This is a genomic window from Glutamicibacter sp. AOP5-A2-18 (assembly GCF_052446055.1).
In the GTDB taxonomy this organism is placed as follows: Bacteria; Actinomycetota; Actinomycetes; order Actinomycetales; family Micrococcaceae; genus Glutamicibacter.
In genome coordinates this window covers 2,280,460-2,299,218 of record NZ_JBQSVW010000001.1, presented here as the reverse complement: position 1 = coordinate 2,299,218, position 18,759 = coordinate 2,280,460, and the positions used below count along the sequence as shown (strand labels likewise).

The following is an 18,759-nucleotide window of genomic DNA, read 5'->3' as shown; positions in this document are numbered from 1 at the left end:
CGTAATGAAGACGTAGTGAATTCAGTGACGCAGGCAAGTGACCAACTTGCCTGCGTCACTTCCTGCATATTCGTCGATAAACAACGAGTCACCCTCGATGTATCGATACGATAGTTAGTGAATAAGAAAGTCCGTCGGTGCCAATGGCCCGATGGGCGCCATAGTTTTGTAGGAAGGCTCGAATGACCGAGGAAAACACGGCGCCGCTGAAAATAGTGGTGTTGGTCAAACACGTTCCAGATGTGCAATTTGATCGTCACATCGATTCTGGCTCATTACGCTTAGATCGCTCAGAATCCGTTTTGTCGGAACTGGACGAATACGCGGTTGAAGCAGCTGTGGCACTGGTTGAATCCCAGGGCGGTTTTGCAGCTGGGCACGAGGTCATCGCAGCAAGCATGGGTGGTAAGAGCGCCAGCAATTCCATCAAGAAGGCTTTGCAGATGGGCGCCAGCTCAGGCATGCACCTTAACGATGAAGCGCTGATCGGTTCAGATACCGTGGTCACATCCAAGGCTTTGGCAGCTTTGGTGGAGCACGTGGGCAACGTTGATTTGGTTGTTACGGGAATGTCCTCCACTGACGCGGAAACCTCAGTCGTTCCAGCACAGTTGGCTGAACGGCTGAACTTCGCACAGCTGACCCACGCGTTGAGCGTTGACTTTGATGGTGCAAGCCGCGAATTGAGCATTCGCCGCGATCATGCCGAGAGCACGCTGACCTTGGCTGCTGCGCTTCCTGCGGTCTTGTCCGTGACAGATCAGGCAAACGATCCTCGTTACCCAAACTTCAAAGCCATCATGGCTGCCAAGAAAAAGAGCATCACTGAACTCAGCGTGGCCGATCTTGGGCTGGCCGCCGAAGCTGTAGGAGCTGCTGGTTCCCGCGTTGCTGTGCTTAGCGCTGAAGCTCGCCCTGCCCGCGAAGCAGGCACCGTCATCAACGACAGCGGCCAGGCTGGAATTGCCCTGGTTGATTTCTTGGCCGAACAAAAGCTGATCTAAGGAATTTTGAACATGCCTTCAGCACTAGTATTTTTCACTGAACTCGCCGACGCGCCTTCGAAGGCGCAGCGTGAGCTTCTGACCCTTGCCGCCAGCATTGGCGAACCAACCGTGGCTGTGGCCTCAGAGGTTTCGCAAGCAACTGCAGAACAGCTGGCTAGCTACGGCGTAGCCAAGCTTCTGGTTGCACCGGCTAATCATGCCTCGTTCCTAGAGCATTCACTTTCGGTTCTTGAAGCCGCCGTGAAGCAGTCCACCGCGGACGTAGTCTTGGTGGCTAACGATAACTTCAACCGTGAAGTTGCCGCCCGCATCGCCGTGCGCGTTGAGGGATCAATCATCACCGATGCCATCAACGTCAGCGCCGACTTGGTAGTCACCAAGGACGAACTGGCAGGAAGCTACAGCGCCCAGGCGCAGGCTACCGGCGGAGCCCTCTTTGTCACTCTCAAGCCAAACAGCATCGAGGATGCACCGCAGAGTGCAGCCGCTGAAGTGTCCATCAACGAGCTGGCAACAGAGACCAGCGCCGCGGAAAAGGTTCGCATCGTGGGTACCGAAGAGAAGGTTGTCTCTGACCGACCTAAACTCACCGAAGCTCGCGTGGTTGTGGCCGGCGGCCGCGGTGTGAACGGCGACTTCGGTGCCGTGGAGCAATTGGCTGACGCACTGGGCGGCGCCGTTGGTGCATCGCGTGCAGCAACCGATGCCGGGTGGATTTCACACGACGCCCAGATCGGGCAGACCGGTGTTACCGTTTCTCCACAGGTATTTATCTCCGCGGGCATTTCTGGCGCTATCCAGCAGAAGGCCGGCATGCAGACCAGCAAGTGCATCATTGCCATCAACAAAGACGTGGACGCACCCGTCTTCGAAATTGCTGATTTTGGAATAGTCGGTGACCTTGCCAAGGTCCTGCCACAGGCTGCAGATGAGATTCGACGCCGTCAAGCATGATTGATACGAAAAAATTCATTGGTGGCAACACCGAGCGAGTTCTCGCTTTCGGAGCCCATCCTGATGATTTGGATTTCGGCGCTGCCGGGACTATCGCGGCCTTCACCGCAGCCGGTGTAGAAGTTCAGTACTGCATCATGACGGACGGTGATGCTGGCGGATTTGATGATCGGGACCCAGCAGAAACTGCTGCCCTGCGTCATCAGGAACAAAAGCAGGCCGCCAGCAAAGTTGGTGTACAGACCGTACATTTCTTAGGTGAACGCGATGGCTTCCTGGAAGTCAATCAGGAAGTCTTGCGCAAGGTTGTCAGACTGATCCGTGAGGTCAAGCCGACAATCGTGATGGCCATGCATCCTGAACGGAACTGGGATCGAATTCAACGCTCGCATCCTGATCATTTGGCCTGTGGTGAGGCGGTTACTCGTGCCATTTACCCAGCGGTGGAGAACCCTTTCGCCTATCCTGAGCTGCTTCGCGACGAAGGTCTAGACGCCTACAAGGTGCCGTGGCTGTGGCTCTATGGAGCGCCGAAGGAACGGGAGAACGGTTTTGTAGACATCACCGATTTCTTTGACCAGAAGATGGATGCTTTGCGCTCTCACTTCACTCAGCACCCCGATGTTGAGGCGATGGAACGATTTGTTGTGCAGCAATGTACTGCGAACGCTCAACGTGCTGACTTCGCGGATGAAAAGCTTGCAGAGGCTTTCCACCTAGTTGCAGTTAATGCTGACGATACGATTGCTGGTTTTTAGCCGGAGCGTTTGAACCTGTAGTACCTGAACAAAAGACAGTGCCCGTGGTCGGTAGGGAATTTCTCCCACACCGTCCACGGGCACTGATTCGTTTAAAGCTTGAATCCTTGATTAGGAACCTTCGGTATTCTGAGCGTCAGCCTTCCTAGTGAAAGGCACGTCTACCGAGGCTTCAGTATCTTCAGAAGGAGCTGCTGGGATCTTTGAATTTTCTACCGTGATGTGAATAGCAATCACATCTTCTGCGGGGCTGAATCCAGCGGACTCGTCCTCACCGGAGCTCGTAGTAATCACCGACACGCTACCCGATTCATGAACTGCCCAAGCAACGTACTTTTCTGATTCATCTAGTGGAGGCAACGAGGCTAGCTCCACGCCGATGGCGTCCTTTGACTCAGAAGTGCTCAGCGTAGCTTGGCCACCGCTCTTGAGCTGCACGTTCACGCTCTGAGCATCGCTAGCTTTGGACGCCTTAGATGCTTTAGGCCCGCCAGTGAGCAAGGAAATGAGGACGGCTGCCACGACGGCAATAACAACAATTCCAACAACTATGAAAATCCAGCGCTTGGGCCTGGTCTTTCGCTCGGCTGGTGAGCTGCTGGCCACATGGCTCACCAGATCAAGTCCAAGGTCGTCGTCCTGAGGCTCATCGCGGTGCTGTGGTTCGCTACCGTTCATTGTCTTGGATTCTCCCGAAATGTTGTCGGCACAGTTCAATACTCGCAAAGCTGCAAGCACAGTATGAGCCTACTTTATAAAGATTAGGTACAGCTGTATACGTGGCGGTTGAAGACTGGTAGCTTATGCGCCGGCGAAGCCGTGCTGACGCCACGCTTCATAGACAGCAATCGACGCGGTGTTGGCCAGATTAAGCGAACGACGTCCGGACAGCATGGGAAGGCTGACCAGATCGGTAACCCGCGGGTGCTTCTTATCCTCGGCGCTCAGTCCTTCCGACTCCTTGCCGAAAAGCAGGATGTCGCTTGGCTCGTAGCTTACCTCGGTGTACACGGTTTTTGCCTCGGAGGTAAACGCAAAGACACGCCCCTCGCCTAGAGCTTCGAAGGCAGCATCGAGGTTCTCATGCACGGTGACGTTAGCCATGTCATGGTAATCCAAACCCGCACGACGCAGATTTGCGTCCTCGAAATTGAACCCTAGGGGCTTCACCAAGTGCAGTTCGGCACCAGTGATAGCGGATAGGCGAATGGCATTACCGGAATTACCCGGGATCTCTGGGGCGTTGAATACGATACGAAACACATAACCAGTTTAAGCGTTCTTCGCACGCTATTGCGCCATTGAGGTTAGTACATCGCCTCACGCAGGTGTGCCAAGGCCAAACGGTCCACAACATTTGGTGTTGGACCTGATCCCAAGAAGAGTTTTAGCTCGCGGATGAGTGCTGCAGCATTGAGCACATTCGGGGTGGTGGCCAGCGTTGGATCAGCGTTGCGGTGGTATTCGATGACCGGTTCATGGCGGTTCCCATTGGGGGAGAGCACCAAGGTAAAGGGCACCACATTCATCTGCATAAAACTTCGTTGAAGCGACGAGATTGAGAATTGTGGCGGTTGCGTCATCTTGTTTCCATGGCGCAAAACGCTGCCATCAAACGAGTAGTAGCCCTCGGGCAGGGTCATCGTGTTAATGACGGCCATGCGGTATCCGGCAAGAATCACGTGGTCATACTGCCCGCCATGTGGGGAATTTAGGCCATTTACTAAGCGGGCGGCCGGGAGCACATTGAGTACGTTCTTATTGAGTAGATTGATCGTATTGGCCTCACGTACGAGTCGTGAGCGGTTAGCGAACAATCCACGTTTGCGTGGTTCACCGTGGATTCTTTGCTCTGAGAGTGTGCGGCTTAGCCAGGTGAATGATTCATCCGACAGCTCGGGGACGTAGTGTGTTGAGAGCTGTGCTTTGGGCTGCTGCGGTGTTGTACGAAGTCGTTCATCGTACGGGCGAGCGGTAAAGCCGGCGCGTGGTGCCTCGCCGGGTTTCTGGAAAGTCTGGTCGTGGCTGATTGGATTGTTGTACTCAGAGATATCCTGAAAAGCCTGCTGGACCTGTCTGAACTTCTCTTCACTGCCGCCAAGGTCGGGGTGGGTTGCACGCGCAGCCCGACGATAAGCTACTTTGATTTCTTCCAGGCTGGCCGAAGGAGCAACACCAAGGATTTCATACGGGCTCGGTATGCTCATGGTCCAGTGGGATCCTTTCGACGGCAACGGCCTCTTGCCGCTGCATCTCATTTTAGCTAATTGATTCTGACAAGTACTTGGGTTGTGTCGACTGCCTCAGTAATCTTTATGTACATGGCCCCCAATGATGCCCCAAGCATTGTCCGCATCGTCTTTCACCCGTCAACGGGCAATGGCAGAGCGCTGGCGCGTGCGCGCAAGGGCGCCGCGGCCTTGAAGCAGAGGGGCATTGGCTATGAGCTGTTGGACACCAGCTTCGCAGAACACGCACAACTTCCGGCGCTGACCGACGCCCACAAGGCGTTGATCATTGTTGGGGGAGACGGGCTAATTCATCGAATGATCCCTCAAGCGCTTGGTTCAACTGTGCCGGTCGGAATCATCCCCGCTGGCAGTGGCAATGATTTGTGGCGCATGACCGGGCACCGTAACTTTGAAGACTCGTTAGACAAGGTGATTTCATATTGTTCCTCTGGTACCGAAACTACGGGCGTTGATGTACTGGAACTTCAATTTGAAGTGGCTACCGATCCGCAGCCCAAGTACGCGCTGGGGGCGGTTTCATGGGGAGCCGAAGCCAAGATCAATGCTGCGGCAAATGCCTTGCCGCGCCAGCTCGGATCCTTCAGATACATTCTTGGAATTGCCTTGAGCCTCCCCAAACTTAAAGGGTTCCACACCGTAGTTCAGTCAGGACCATATCGATATGAGGGGTCCGCACTGGCAGCGAGCATCGCCAATATTCGTTCACTGGGCGGTGGCATTAGGCTCTTTCCAACCGCTGACTTCAGCGATGGCCAATTGGAATTGGCCATGGTCCGCGGCTTAAAATTGATTCCCGTTCTACCGCTGATTCCCAAGATCATTCTTGGTGCTAAGCATTCGCGGAAGGTGAGCAGGCAACTAACGGAAGCCCACATTCAGACGCGCGAGGATAGCTACGCAGACGGGGAATACGTTGGTACAGGAAACTTTCGAGTACGCGTGATCCCTGCGGCCATCAAGCTGATTTGTTGATCCGATAGTCGCTGAACAGCATGTTCTCTTCCTCAAAGAGGGAGTGCAACGAGAACTGCTGAAAGGTTTCCTTGTCGTGGGCGGTGATGCGTTTGCCTTCGCCAGCCACCAGAACAGGGGAGTAGCTCACGCAGGCCGAATCAACGGCGCCGGCTGTAGCAAACTGACCGAAAATATGAGGCCCGCCCTCGCAGTGGATGAATCCCAGATCATGTTGATCAAGGTAGGCAACAATCTCGGCGGCGTCGCAACCACCGTCGCGCTGTGCGACCTGGATCAGCTCAACGTCCTCTCCGAAGGACTGACGCAGTTCGGCGGTGACGTCAACCGTGGTGAATACCATGACCGGTACTGGAGACTGGGTAAAGATGGGGGCGTCAGGATCCAAATTTAGGCCTGTTGAGATAATTGCCAATGCTGGGTGTGCGCGCAGCCCGTGAGAAGTTCTCCATTGGCTGTCTTGAGCAGAGACCAATGCTCCTTCGTAGCCTTCGGCACGAACAGTCCCGGAGCCCACCACTATGACATCGGCCAACCGACGTATTAGGGCAAAAATTCGATGGTCACCCTCTGAACCCAACGCTGCCGAGAGCCCATCAACCTGGGCGCTTCCGTCGATGCTGCTCACAAAGTTGAAGCGCACAAAGGGGCGTTGCTCGCTGTTGTAGCGTTCCAGAAGCTGTTCGTCGCTGATGTTTGTGATTGATTCAGGTAGCAAGGCTCGCATCGGTTGAACTCCTTCTAGTTGCTTTGACTGCGTTCCGGATGAGCGGGAGGATTTACGTCCCCCATATTATGAATTTGATACGCAGGTTCTCGCCAGCCGTGGGTGGCTTCTATCATGCGAACCATTTGTACCGACTCTGCGATGTTGTGCATACGTAAGATGCGCGCTCCGTTCATGGCGCAGATCGTCGCTGCGACCATGGAGCCGAGGGTGCGCTCCGATTTAGGCAGGTCCAACGTCTCTCCGATGAAGTCCTTATTCGATACAGCGGCCAAGGCAGGGTATCCCAAGTTGGCGAACTCTTCGAAGCGTTCGGTGAGCTCTAAAGTTTGTGCGGTGTTCTTGTTCAGATCGTGGCCCGGATCCACGATGATCTTGGACGGTGAAATACCGGCATCGAGAGCCACCTGAACCTTTTGACTCAGATACTCGCGCACTTCAGCCACTACATCGGTGTAGGTAGGGCGTGGGTAAATCGTTCGCGGTTTGGCCAACGAATGAGTAATCACCAGATGTACGTCGTTTTTCGCAACAACCTGCGCGAGCTCGGGATACGCCAAGCCGGTCGTATCGTTGATGACGTCGGCGCCGGCTTCGATGGCTGCCTGGGCCACTTTAGGTTGGAACGTGTCGGCGGAGATGATTACGTCGCTGGCTTCGCGCACCGCCTTGATCACCGGAACGATGCGTTCAGCTTCTTCTTCCCACGCTAGTTCTGGACCGGGAGAGAAAGGGACTCCGCCGATATCAACCCAGTCCGCACCGGCTTGTACGGCTTGAAGCGCCGCGTTCACTGCCTGATCCAAAACGAAGGTGGAACCTGCATCATAGAAAGAATCCGGGGTGCGGTTGATCACTGCCATGACGGCAATTTGACGGGAGAAATCGATGGTTTTCCGCGAAAACTCATGCACCGGAACCAACAGGTCAGGCTTGAACATCGATAACTTCTCCCTTGCAGTAAACGGTTGGTGCCAACAGGTCCTGACTCATTCATACCATTGAGCACCCGGGCAAGGCAGAATTCGGTGTCAGACCTCGCTAGGCTAAAGACATGCAGTTTTCACATATCCCAGCAGAACGTGGCCAGTGGGTAGCTTCTGCCTGCGCATCGGCCGACCCAACCACAGTGGTCGCCCAAGTTCCCGTAGGTTACGAACGTTACGTTCGGATCTTGCACCCAGCCCTGGACGAAGATGATCAATTGGTCAGCTGGGCCACTGCAGCGCAAAGTCGTAATCACATCATTACCGCTGCGGATCTGTTTGAAACCGTGGCGGGTTTGGACGCGCAAGGAAACCCCACCGCTGAAGACTCATGGGTGGATACGGACTTGCCTCTGGATCAACTTCCCGAAGGTCAGTGGCAGTCACTGGTTAAGACCTTGACCGGTACTGACGCGGCAGACCAGCGATACGTTGCCGGTCTGTGGGCAGGCTACGCCTTCATCGAGGGTGGGGAGCGAATCCAAATTGATCAGGAACCCGACCCTCAGCTCAGTGAAGAAGAAAATCAGCAAGCCTTTGAGGCGGCACTGGCGCTGGCCCAGCAACCAGCCTTCGGCGCAGAAGTGCTGGAATCCGCACCATTGGAATTGGGTGGCGGCTACCGGAACTACCACCTGTTTGAAGTGGATAAAGAGTTCTTGGCCCGCCCAGTGTGGGCGCGGACCTCCGACGGTGAGCAGACTCAACGCCCGGCGTTGACCTTTGCCACTGATCACCGGTGGATGCTGTCCACCGAACCATTTGATGACTGCACCATTCTTGGTGGCCCCGCAGATTTGATCGAAGCGGTGCTGGCAAACCCTGATTTGGAAACCATTGAGGTCGGCCAATTCACACGGATTGGGCATTCAAACGAGGCTGACTAAAGCCGTACCATTAAAGAGCTATGAATACTTCCGCCGTTTACCTGGATCATGCGGCAACTACTGATCTAAATCCGGCAGCCTTGGCTGCCATCACCGAACAATACTCGCGTACTGGCAACCCTTCGTCACTGCATGGGGCAGGCCGTAGCGCCAACCGTGTAGTTGATGAATCACGCCAAGCGGTCGCGACTGCTGCCGGCGCTCACCCCAGTGAGCTCATTTTTACTTCAGGCGGCACCGAATCAGACAACCTTGCCATCAAGGGACTGTTTTGGAATCGTGTGGCAAAAAACGATCAAGCGCGCACAATTGCCTTGACCGGTATTGAGCACCACGCAGTACTTGATACTGCAATGTGGTTAGAAGAGCACGACAACGCAACGCTGCTCTGGCTGCCGGTAGACCACGACGGGGTTATTGATCTTGAAGCGGCGGCTGCACTATTTGCTGAACACCATGAGCACATCGCTGTAGCGACATTGATGTGGGCCAATAACGAAGTGGGTACCGTACAGCCGGTGGCGGCCTTTGCCGCCCTGGCTGCTCAGTACGGCATTCCGGTTCACTCAGATGCGGTACAGGCATTCGGCGCAGTTCAAGTGGAGTTCGCCAAGTCAAACCTAGCGACCATGGCCATTAGTGCGCACAAGATTGGTGGGCCGGTAGGCATCGGCGGGCTGTTGGTACGTCGCGACATTGTTCTCACCCCGGTACAGCACGGCGGTGGTCATGAACGAAAGCTTCGTTCCGGGACGTTGAATGCGGCCAGCGCCGCAGGATTTGCCGCAGCGGCCAACGCCGTGCGTGCACAGCTTGGTGACGAAGCCCAACGATTGAGTCAATTGCGCGAATACGCGGTACAGCGCATTACCCAGTTGATTCCTGAGGCACAGTTCAACGGACCACGTGATGCGGCCAACGAGGGCACCCGGTTGCCTGGAAATCTGCATTTCACTTTCCCTGAATGTGAGGGAGATTCATTGCTCTTCCTCTTGGACATGGTGGGTATCGCTTCGTCGACCGGCTCGGCATGTACCGCTGGCGTTCCACAGCCTTCTCATGTTTTGCTGGCTATGGGACGAGATGCGCGCAGCGCTCGCAGTGTGCAACGCTTCACATTGGGGCATACATCCACGCGCGCAGACGTTGACGCATTAATAGAAGCTTTGCCAGAAGCGTACGTAAAGGCAAAGAAGGCTGGCATGGCAGCCGATGAAAGCAGCATCCACACGGCAGGAACAGGGTTTACACGATGAAGGTACTAGCAGCGATGTCCGGAGGCGTGGACTCGGCGGTTGCCGCAGCTCGCGCAGTTGAAGCCGGCCATGATGTCGTCGGTGTCCACCTAGCCCTCTCACGCATGCCAGGAACCCTGCGTACCGGTTCGCGCGGTTGCTGCACGGTGGAAGACTCTAACGACGCATGGCGTGCCTGCGACAAGCTGGGGATCCCGTTCTACGTGTGGGACTTCTCCGACAGGTTCGCCGAAGACGTGGTTCAGGACTTCGTTGACGAATACGAGGCAGGGCGCACCCCAAACCCTTGTATGCGTTGCAACGAGAAGATCAAGTTTGCTGCCCTGCTTGAGAAAGCACTAGCTCTAGGCTTTGACGCAGTATGCACCGGTCACTACGCCAAGGTATTGCGTGATGACAACGGTGCACCAGAACTACACCGTGCCGCCGATTGGGCTAAGGATCAGTCCTACGTATTGGGCGTGCTGACTCATGAACAACTTGAGCACTGCATGTTCCCACTGGCAGAAACTCCATCTAAAGCTGAAGTACGTGCCGAGGCAGCTGCTCGCGGACTGACCGTGGCTAATAAGCCAGATAGCTACGACATCTGCTTCATTCCTGATGGCGACACCCGCGGATGGCTTGCTGAGCGAATCGAAATGAAGCCCGGCGAAATTGTTGACCATGAGGGCAATGCCCTGGGTGAGCACGAAGGCGCACAGGCGTTCACTGTGGGTCAGCGCAAGGGTCTGCGCTTGGGCCGTCCGGCAGCCGATGGTAAGCCGCGCTTTGTGCTCGAAATCCGTCCGAAGGAAAACAAAGTTATCGTCGGTCCTGAAGCATTGCTGGCGGTAGATCAGCTGCGCGGAATCAGGATCTCTTGGGCAGGTGTTCCGATCGCTGAGGTCTTCACCGGCGAAAAGTTTGACTGCATGGTTCAGGTGCGTGCCCACGGCGACCCAGTCGAGGCAGTAGCGCATATGGAGCGTTCCGCCGAAGGACGCGACGAGCTCGTAGTCAACTTGCCTGAGGGCATGCGTGGCGTGGCACCGGGCCAGACCATGGTCGTTTACCAGGGCAGTCGAGTGTTAGGCCAGGCGACCCTTGATTCGGCCCGTTCCAGTGCGTGGGATTCTGAAAAGGTCAACTAGTTCAAAGACAAAATCCTCGCCTTCCAGATGCAAAAATCTGAGAGGGCGAGGATTTTTTTACCCAAAAACAACTAGCTACCCAATTGGCGGCTAGTAGTTCATTCTGTGCTTAGCCTTCGTCAACAATGCCAAACATGTGGGCGGAAATGTCTTGGTACTCCACGCGAGTCTTACCGGCTTCTAGTTTGGGAAGCTGAGCTGGGGAGTGGATGTGGCAATGGACAAAGTCAAAGGTAGGCCACCACTTTTTGGGGCGCTCGTATTCACTGAATCCACATACTGCGCAGACCAGATGGATCCACACCGGACGCTTGCCGGTGCGGTTTTCGCGCGATTGAGCCAGCCACGCCGGTGGATTGGTGTTCAACTCTCGGAATTCCGCTTCGGTCATCCGCGACGGAACTCCATGGCGCTTGGCCATCTCTACAGGGATATCTAACGCGATTGCCGCGTCTCTACGAGTCATCATTGACATCTAGCTTATGTCACCAAAGATTTCTGGTGGGAAGAATTTTTTCTAGGAGCATCAAACCGTGCAAAACGCCGTGGTCTCAAGCACATATTGATCCGTTGCCAGACGCAAATCTGGCCGGTAACCGTAGGTTTTGTTCGTATTTGGTGCGGTGCATCACTTAGGATATGTGAAACATGTGTTAATCATCACCGCACATGCGTGTACCTAGAAAAGGACCTTTCATGACTCGCACAAAGAACGGACTGCGACTCGCAGCAGCCGTTGTGGGTATTTCTGCCCTAGCTCTGACCGGTTGCACCTCAGCCGCAGAAGACAGCAACTCCGGTGACTCGGGCAAGACTAGCGCCCCCATCACTCTAGGAACCACCGATAAAGTGACCTCCCTGGATCCAGCAGCATCTTATGACAGCGGTTCGTTCATGGTCATGAACCAGATTTTCCCGTTCCTGTTGAATTCCGAGCCTGGCAGCCCAGATCCATCCAACTCCCTGGCTGAGTCGGCAGAATTCACCACTTCTACCGAGTACACGGTCAAGCTCAAGACTGGTTTGAAGTGGGCCAACGGACACGACCTGGATTCCAAGGACGTAAAGTTCAGCTTCGATCGCCAGCTCAAGATCGCAGATCCAAACGGACCATCCTCGCTACTGGGCAACGTTGACTCCATTACGGCACCTGACGCCAGCACTGTGGTCTTCAAGCTCAAGGTTGCTAATGACCAGACATTCCCACAGGTTTTGACTTCACCGGCTGGACCGATTATTGATGACGAAGTCTTCCCAGCCGACAAGGTTCTGGATGACCAGAAGATCGTTGAAGGCAAGGCCTTCGGTGGCCAGTACGTGATTGATTCGTACAACAAGAACAACCTGATCTCCTTCAGCGCCAATGATTCCTACGCAGGTGTCTTGGGCAAGCCAGCCAACGACAAGGCTGCGATCAAGTACTACGCGGATGCCAATAACCTGAAGCTCGAAGTTCAGCAGGGCAAGATTGACGTCGCATGGCGTTCACTGACCCCAACTGACATCGAAGACCTCGGCAAGGACGAGAAGCTGACCGTTCATAAGGGTCCAGGTGGCGAACTGCGCTACATCGTCTTCAACTTCGACACCATGCCATATGGTGCCAAGACCAGTGACGCCGATGAGAAGAAGTCTTTGGCTGTGCGCCAGGCCGCTGCTCACCTGGTAGACCGTGAAGCCATTGCAAAAAACGTCTACAAGAACACCTTCACCCCTGCGTATTCATATGTTCCGCAGGGATTCACCGGAGCTGCCGAGCCGCTGAAGGATCTGTACGGCACCGACGGCAAGCCAGATGCAGCCAAGGCTAAGAAGGTTCTTGAAGACGCAGGGGTCAAGACTCCAGTCAAGCTTGCCTTGCAGTACAACCCAGATCACTACGGTCCAAACTCCGGTGATGAATACGCATTGGTTGAAAAGCAGCTTGAAGCCGACGGTCTGTTTGACGTTGATTTGAAGTCCACCGAATGGGTGACCTACCAGAAGCAGCGCGTCACCGACTACCCTGCCTACCAGCTGGGTTGGATGCCGGATTACTCGGATGCCGATAACTACCTGTCGCCGTTCTTCGCCAAGGACAACTTCCTGTCGAACAACTACGACAACCCAGAGGTCGACAAGTTGATTTCAGATCAACGTGGCATGACCGATGCAGGCGAACGTACCAAGGCAATTGAGAAATTGCAGACTATGGTCGCTGAAGACCTGTCGACGCTGCCACTGTTGCAGGGTTCGCAGGTCGCCATTGCTGGCAAGGACGTTAAGAACGTGGATAAGACTTTGGACGCATCGTTCAAGTTCCGCCTTGGCGTACTGAACAAGTAATTAAGCACTGCTCGACAACATCAAATCGAAGGGGATCTGACGTGCGCGTGAGTATCAGCGCAGGTTGGATCCCCTTGGCGTGTGCCTAAACAACACCCTGATATAGACCCATGCCACGCATCGTGAACAATAAGGACTGACGATGACTATCACGTCACCACCGGGGCAAGAAGTTAGCCCGATTGCAGCACCTAAAGCCAAGAGCCAAGGCGGCGGATTTCTCCGCTACCTGATCACCCGTTTCTTGCTCATTATTCCCACTGTTTTCATCCTCATCACAGTGGTCTTTTTCCTCATGCGCGTGACCGGCGATCCGATCACCGCTGCCATGGGCGGACGTTTGACCCCGGACCAGTTGGCCGCCAGAATCCACGAAGCTGGATACGACAGACCAATATTGATCCAGTACTTTGAGTACCTCGGACAAATCTTTACCGGCGACTTGGGCCGTACCCTAAGTGATAACCGTGCCGTTACCGAAGTGTTGACCACCTACGGGGCAGCGACCCTAGAACTAGCAATCAACGCCGTAATAGTCGCATTGATCGTCGGAATTCCGCTGGGGCTGGTCGCGGCCAAATTCCGTGACCGCTACCCTGATGCCATCTTGCGCATCCTGGCGATTCTTGGCTACGCAACTCCAGTGTTCTTTGCAGGCCTGATCCTCAAACTTGTATTTGGTGTGTGGCTGGGCTGGTTGCCAATTAGCGGACGCGCCGACTGGGAAACCGAACTAACCCTCACCGGTTTGCAGAGCCCGTCAGGCATTTACTGGCTAGATGCCCTGCGAAGCGGAAATATGGAAGCGTTCTGGAACGTCGCCATGCACGCGTTGCTTCCTGCCCTGGCATTGGGTCTGCTCACTGGCGGCGTGTTCTTGCGCCTGGTACGCACCAACGCCATCGGAACCTTGGGACGTGAGTACGTTGAAGCGGGACGTTCCCGCGGTGTTAGCGAATTCCGTCTGACCACCAAGCACGCCTACCGCCCAGCACTGATTCCGATTATCACCGTGATGGGCCTGCAAATTGCCATGCTCCTCGGTGGCGCGGTACTGACCGAAACCACCTTTGAATGGTCCGGCCTGGGCTTCAAGCTCGCCGAATACCTCACCGCCCGTGACTTCGTGGCAGTGCAGGGCATCGTGGTGCTACTGGCCATAATCGTTGCCGTGACCAACTTTATTGTTGACGTTGTGGCTGCATTGATCGACCCGAGAGTCAGGTACTAAACATGACTACACCAACTTTGCCTAGCTCCGCCGGCTCACGGTTCAAATCATTACCGGTCATTTCACACCTGCGTATGTCCTCTGGACTTCAACGTGGCATGCTCGTGGCTGGTCTTGTACTGTGCGCAGTATTCATTCTCAGCGCGCTCTTGGCTCCACTGCTGGCACCATTTGGCTTTGCCCAGTCCTCAGATGCATCTGGTGACTTCCCACGCCAAGCTGCCCCGGACGCAAAGTTCCTTTGGGGGACCACTTCCACTGGGTACGACGTCTTTTCACGCACCCTGTTCGGTGCACAAACTGCAATCTGGGTCATCCTGGCCGCAGTAGTCATGTCTTTGTTCATCGGCGTACTGCTGGGACTTATTTCCGGCTACCTCGGTGGCTGGTTTGATCGCATCATGGTGGTCCTTGCAGACGCTATCTACGCGTTCCCCTCACTGCTGTTGGCCATCGTGATGTCCATTGTGATTTCTCAAGGGCAATCCTCGCTCTTTGGCGGCATTATGGCAGCAGCAATATCCATTACTGTCGTATTTATTCCTCAGTACTTCCGTGTGGTCCGAGCCGAAGTGATGCGTCTGAAGGCAGAACCATTTGTGGAATCCGCACAGGTTATTGGCGCAAGCCCATGGCGGGTGATGTTTACCCACCTACTGCGTAACGCCACCCGTACCCTGCCATTAATCTTCACTCTGAACGCTACCGAAGCACTGCTGACCCTCGCCGGGTTGGGCTTCTTGGGCTTTGGTATCGAACCGACCGCCGCCTCCGAGTGGGGCTATGACCTGAACCGCGCGATGTCCGATGCGACCAGTGGTATTTGGTGGACTGGAATGTTCCCAGGACTGGCCATCGTGCTCACCGTGATGGGCCTGACCTTGGTTGGCGAATCCATGAATGATCTCAACGATCCGCGTTTGCGGCGCTTCAGCCGTAAAAAGGCAAAGCGAATTACCCAGTCCGCACAGGCAGGAGCAAGCAAGTGAAACACAGTTCTGCAGCTTCGCCGTCGAGTAATGACGCCGAGAACGTACTGAGCATTCAGGGCCTGAACATTGACTTTGTCACCGACGCAGGAGCAGTTCCAGCCGTGCGCGGCGTGGACCTGCACGTCAAGGCAGGGGAGATTCTGGCTATTGTGGGCGAGTCCGGTTCAGGCAAGTCCGTGACCGCTCGCACCGCGCTGGGAATCATGGCCGAAAACGGTGCAGCCCGCGGCGCGGTGTACCTGAACGGAAAGAACATGCTCACCCTTGGTGGGCATGAGCTACGTGCAGTGCGCGGACGCGACGTCGCGATGGTCTTCCAGGAACCTTCCACGGCACTGAACCCGGTGTACACCGTGGGTTGGCAGATCATGGAGGGGATTCGTACCCACAACAAGATTTCCAAGAAGGAAGCCAAGGCGCGCGCGATTGAAGCGATGGCTCAGGTGGGTATTCCGGATCCAGAGCAGCGCGTGAATTACTACCCGCACCAATTCTCCGGTGGTCAAAAACAACGTGTGGTCATTGCAGCGGCACTGGCGCTAAAGCCAAAACTGATTGTCGCCGATGAGCCAACCACAGCGTTGGACGTTACGGTACAGGCCGAGATTCTCTCCTTATTGCGAGACTTGCGCGAAGAACTGGGTACCGCCATTGTCATCATCACGCACAATATGGGCGTGGTAGCTGACATCGCTGACCGAGTTGTGGTGATGAACCAGGGAAAGATTGTCGAACAATCTCCGGCCCTGGAGCTGTTTGAACGCCCACAAGAGGACTACACCAAAGCACTGTTGGCTGCTGTGCCTCACCTAGGCAGAGACAGCGCTTCGGCTGCGCTGACCCAGCGTCCGCACCAGGACGCGCCAGTCATTGTTGAAGCTCAAGGGCTAGGGGTGCATTTCCCGGGTCGCTTTGGCTCAGCAGGTTTCACCGCGGTCAAAGATGTTGACCTGAAAATTCACGCAGGCGAGGTTTATGGCCTTGTGGGTGAATCCGGATCTGGCAAAACCACCATCGGTCGAAGCATTGCAGGTCTGAATCGAATCAGCTCGGGTTCCCTGAAGGTGCTGGGCTATGAGATGGCATCGTTCAAGGAACGTAGCTTCAAACCCTTGCGCGAGCAGATCGGGTTTGTCTTCCAGGATCCTGCCGCCAGCTTCAATCCGCATCTGACCATCGGAGAATGTGTAGCCGAGCCGCTGGCTGTGCACCGCGAGCTGAATCCTTCCCAAAGTAGGAGCAAGGTCAACGAACTGCTTGAAGCGGTACAGCTTCCCGCAGGTTTTGCCCAGCGCTACCCGCATGAGCTTTCTGGAGGTCAGCGTCAGCGTGCCTCCTTGGCTCGCGCCTTGGCCTTGGATCCAAAACTTTTGATTGCTGATGAACCAACCAGCGCGTTGGACGTGTCGGTGCAGGCCAAGGTTCTTGAACTCTTTAGGGAACTGCAAACGGAGCTCGGCTTTGCTGCGCTGTTTGTGTCGCATGACTTGGCGGTAGTAGATCAGCTGGCTACCTGGGTGGGCGTACTTTACCGCGGTAGCTTGATTGAGGAAGGTCTTGGCTCCAAGGTCTTGGCGCAACCTCAGCATGCTTACACACAGCGGTTGATTGCTTCACTTCCTGTGCCAGACCCACGTGAACAGGCCCAACGCCGAGCGCTGATTGAGGAACTGAACCAAGCCTCCAATTAGCCCGGCAGTTTTGCCCGTGCCCCAGTTGCGCGACCCGCCGCAGCTGGGGCATGTCACTTTGTGGTGGTTTTGAGAGGTGAACCCGTAAACTTGAGACCATGAACGAGCCGAAAAACCCTGCACAACACGAGTCATTCGACCCGCACGCCAGCTCGTTGCACGGCGAGGTAAAGAACGAAGTCCTCGACGAGTTGTACGCCATCCGGGGCAGCATCGATAACTTCGACGCACAGTTGGTTTACCTGCTGGCCGAACGATTCAAAGCAACCCAGCGCGTTGGACACCTCAAAGCTGAGCACAAGCTGCCACCAAGCGATCCAAATCGTGAAAAGGCGCAAATCGAACGCCTACGCGCCCTAGCCATTGAAGCGCATCTCGATCCAGAATTCGCAGAGAAATTGCTGAATTTTGTGATCTCTGAAGTCATCCGCCATCACCAGAATATTTCTGACTCACATAACGATGCCTGAAGAACACCTCGGCCAACGCACTGACGTTTTTGTCACCTCCTTCTGTCAATTTCCCGGCACGGACCCGCTGGAAATACATGAAGTAGTGCGCGGGGAACTGGGCGAACCCAACCTCGCTGTACTCCCACAACTCGTAGACCGCGGGGTAGGGGCAGACGCGGTAGGGCGCAGCGCCACGTTGCTCGCAGACCTCGGTTTTGACTTGCAGCCCCATGGGTGGCGAGTCGGAGTTAACGACGGCATCGACGCACGGCGCGCACGCAGCATTCTGCGCAGCGACGAAAACTTGCTGGCAGATGTCCTTGGCGCGGAGCAAAAACCTGCACAGCGGATCAAGCTCAGTGTGCTTGGCCCGTGGTCGTTAATGGCCAGCGTGTACCTGAGCAATGGGGAACGCTCGATCAGTGACCACGGCGCTCGCCGTGACATCATTGCTGCGTACGCCCATGGAGTCAGGGAACACGTAGCGCGGCTCGCTCGAGCTACCACTTTGCGATCCTTCACCGTGCAGTTAGACGAATCCCTTATCGGTGACGTGCTTGACGGAACGATTAAGACTTCCAGTGGTTATCGAACCCTGCGTTCAATTCCTGGCTCAGAAGTTCGTAGCGCCTACCAAGAATTTCTCAAGGTGCTCACGGACGAATCCTCGAACTTTTCCGTTCAACCGGTTGTTAATCTGCCAACCGCCGACGAGCGGTGGATTGAGCGTATTGATTTGCTGAACCAGGCTGGCATCACCGCGATGATTGTGGACCCGCACGGACTAAACCACCGAAAGTGGGAGCGCATCGCCGGATTTGTTGAGGGCGCAGGACAGATCTTCCTGCAAGTTCTCACCCCAAGGTTATCGGCCCCTGGCGTAGTTGAGGCGGTGCATTCGATTCTTAGGCCGTGGCACCAGCTGGGACTCTCCGATGCGCAACTTGGATCTTTGACATTGATGCCTAGAGGCGATTTCAGTGCGTGCTCCAGCTCTGAAGCAGTGGACACTCTACAGAAGCTCTCGACCTATGCCCAAGCGTTGGAGCAAACTCGCGTCGACGCGTAATCGATTGTGTTATCACTGCCGGTCACAGCCGGAAATTACCGGTAAATCATGTATCTTTGAAAGAGTG

At 55.3% G+C, this 18,759-nt stretch carries 19 protein-coding genes; 13 read left to right on the top strand and 6 right to left on the bottom strand.

Annotated features, from left to right (window positions below):
* The first annotated feature begins 182 nt into the window (after positions 1-182).
* Genes ACT3RW_RS11010 through ACT3RW_RS11000 form a run of 3 tightly spaced genes read left to right on the top strand, consistent with a single transcriptional unit; the run spans position 183 to position 2,719 of the window.
* A complete protein-coding gene (locus tag ACT3RW_RS11010) occupies positions 183-1,004 on the top strand; it encodes an electron transfer flavoprotein subunit beta/FixA family protein (RefSeq protein WP_444613773.1) in 822 nt (273 codons plus the stop codon).
* Between the two features lie 12 nt (positions 1,005-1,016).
* Positions 1,017-1,961, top strand: coding sequence for an electron transfer flavoprotein subunit alpha/FixB family protein (locus ACT3RW_RS11005; RefSeq protein ID WP_444613772.1), 945 nt, complete (start codon positions 1,017-1,019; stop codon positions 1,959-1,961).
* Positions 1,958-2,719: a PIG-L deacetylase family protein gene (locus tag ACT3RW_RS11000; protein ID WP_444613771.1), complete on the top strand. Its 762-nt coding sequence runs from the start codon at positions 1,958-1,960 to the stop codon at positions 2,717-2,719. Before ACT3RW_RS11005 ends, ACT3RW_RS11000 begins: the two co-directional genes overlap by 4 nt.
* 111 nt (positions 2,720-2,830) lie before the next feature.
* Here ACT3RW_RS11000 and ACT3RW_RS10995 read toward each other — a convergent pair whose 3' ends face one another.
* From ACT3RW_RS10995 to ACT3RW_RS10985, 3 genes are all read right to left on the bottom strand, one after another.
* Positions 2,831-3,397 (bottom strand): anti-sigma factor domain-containing protein, encoded by a 567-nt coding sequence (locus ACT3RW_RS10995; RefSeq protein WP_444613770.1) that lies wholly within the window; start codon positions 3,395-3,397, stop codon positions 2,831-2,833.
* 123 nt (positions 3,398-3,520) lie between these two features.
* A complete protein-coding gene (locus tag ACT3RW_RS10990; protein ID WP_444613769.1) occupies positions 3,521-3,982 on the bottom strand; it encodes a tRNA (cytidine(34)-2'-O)-methyltransferase in 462 nt (153 codons plus the stop codon).
* A gap of 44 nt (positions 3,983-4,026) precedes the next feature.
* Entirely contained in the window at positions 4,027-4,926 is a 900-nt protein-coding gene (locus ACT3RW_RS10985; protein WP_444613768.1) for a J domain-containing protein, read from the bottom strand.
* 114 nt (positions 4,927-5,040) lie between these two features.
* On the opposite strand from ACT3RW_RS10985, the gene ACT3RW_RS10980 reads away from it, so the two are divergent.
* Positions 5,041-5,943 carry a diacylglycerol/lipid kinase family protein gene (locus tag ACT3RW_RS10980; RefSeq protein WP_444613767.1) on the top strand — a complete coding sequence of 301 codons (903 nt, stop codon included), beginning with the start codon at positions 5,041-5,043 and terminating at the stop codon, positions 5,941-5,943.
* Here ACT3RW_RS10980 and ACT3RW_RS10975 read toward each other — a convergent pair.
* On the bottom strand, positions 5,927-6,670 hold the full coding sequence (locus ACT3RW_RS10975) for a pyrimidine reductase family protein (protein ID WP_444613766.1): 744 nt from the start codon (positions 6,668-6,670) through the stop codon (positions 5,927-5,929). The two genes, ACT3RW_RS10980 and ACT3RW_RS10975, sit on opposite strands and share 17 nt — an antisense overlap.
* 14 nt (positions 6,671-6,684) lie before the next feature.
* Positions 6,685-7,611, bottom strand: a complete 927-nt coding sequence (gene folP, locus ACT3RW_RS10970) for a dihydropteroate synthase (RefSeq protein ID WP_444613765.1) — start codon at positions 7,609-7,611, stop codon at positions 6,685-6,687.
* 113 nt (positions 7,612-7,724) lie between these two features.
* Between folP and ACT3RW_RS10965 the strand changes: the two genes are divergently transcribed.
* The 3 genes from ACT3RW_RS10965 to mnmA are packed head-to-tail and all read left to right on the top strand — an operon-like array spanning position 7,725 to position 10,932.
* Positions 7,725-8,543, top strand: coding sequence for a hypothetical protein (locus ACT3RW_RS10965; protein ID WP_444613764.1), 819 nt, complete (start codon positions 7,725-7,727; stop codon positions 8,541-8,543).
* A 20-nt stretch (positions 8,544-8,563) separates the two neighbouring features.
* Positions 8,564-9,799 (top strand): cysteine desulfurase family protein, encoded by a 1,236-nt coding sequence (locus tag ACT3RW_RS10960; protein ID WP_131088594.1) that lies wholly within the window; start codon positions 8,564-8,566, stop codon positions 9,797-9,799.
* Positions 9,796-10,932, top strand: coding sequence for a tRNA 2-thiouridine(34) synthase MnmA (gene mnmA, locus ACT3RW_RS10955; RefSeq protein WP_131088593.1), 1,137 nt, complete (start codon positions 9,796-9,798; stop codon positions 10,930-10,932). Before ACT3RW_RS10960 ends, mnmA begins: the two co-directional genes overlap by 4 nt.
* A 109-nt stretch (positions 10,933-11,041) precedes the next feature.
* Here mnmA and ACT3RW_RS10950 read toward each other — a convergent pair whose 3' ends face one another.
* The gene (locus ACT3RW_RS10950) at positions 11,042-11,401 is read right to left on the bottom strand and encodes a hypothetical protein (protein ID WP_131088592.1); all 360 of its coding nucleotides are present in this window, start codon (positions 11,399-11,401) and stop codon (positions 11,042-11,044) included.
* A gap of 227 nt (positions 11,402-11,628) precedes the next feature.
* On the opposite strand from ACT3RW_RS10950, the gene ACT3RW_RS10945 reads away from it, so the two are divergent.
* The 6 genes from ACT3RW_RS10945 to ACT3RW_RS10920 all read left to right on the top strand — a co-directional run bounded on the left by ACT3RW_RS10945 (position 11,629) and on the right by ACT3RW_RS10920 (position 18,692).
* Positions 11,629-13,257: an ABC transporter substrate-binding protein gene (locus ACT3RW_RS10945; RefSeq protein ID WP_444613763.1), complete on the top strand. Its 1,629-nt coding sequence runs from the start codon at positions 11,629-11,631 to the stop codon at positions 13,255-13,257.
* A 142-nt stretch (positions 13,258-13,399) separates the two neighbouring features.
* Complete coding sequence (locus ACT3RW_RS10940) at positions 13,400-14,488, top strand: ABC transporter permease (RefSeq protein ID WP_444613762.1); 1,089 nt, start codon at positions 13,400-13,402, stop codon at positions 14,486-14,488.
* Positions 14,489-14,490: 2 nt separating this feature from the next.
* A complete protein-coding gene (locus ACT3RW_RS10935; protein ID WP_131088589.1) occupies positions 14,491-15,477 on the top strand; it encodes an ABC transporter permease in 987 nt (328 codons plus the stop codon).
* A complete protein-coding gene (locus ACT3RW_RS10930; RefSeq protein WP_444613761.1) occupies positions 15,474-17,171 on the top strand; it encodes an ABC transporter ATP-binding protein in 1,698 nt (565 codons plus the stop codon). Before ACT3RW_RS10935 ends, ACT3RW_RS10930 begins: the two co-directional genes overlap by 4 nt.
* A 98-nt stretch (positions 17,172-17,269) precedes the next feature.
* Positions 17,270-17,641, top strand: a complete 372-nt coding sequence (locus tag ACT3RW_RS10925; RefSeq protein WP_131088587.1) for a chorismate mutase — start codon at positions 17,270-17,272, stop codon at positions 17,639-17,641.
* Positions 17,634-18,692, top strand: coding sequence for a hypothetical protein (locus tag ACT3RW_RS10920; protein WP_444613760.1), 1,059 nt, complete (start codon positions 17,634-17,636; stop codon positions 18,690-18,692). Before ACT3RW_RS10925 ends, ACT3RW_RS10920 begins: the two co-directional genes overlap by 8 nt.
* Positions 18,693-18,759 lie beyond the last annotated feature (67 nt).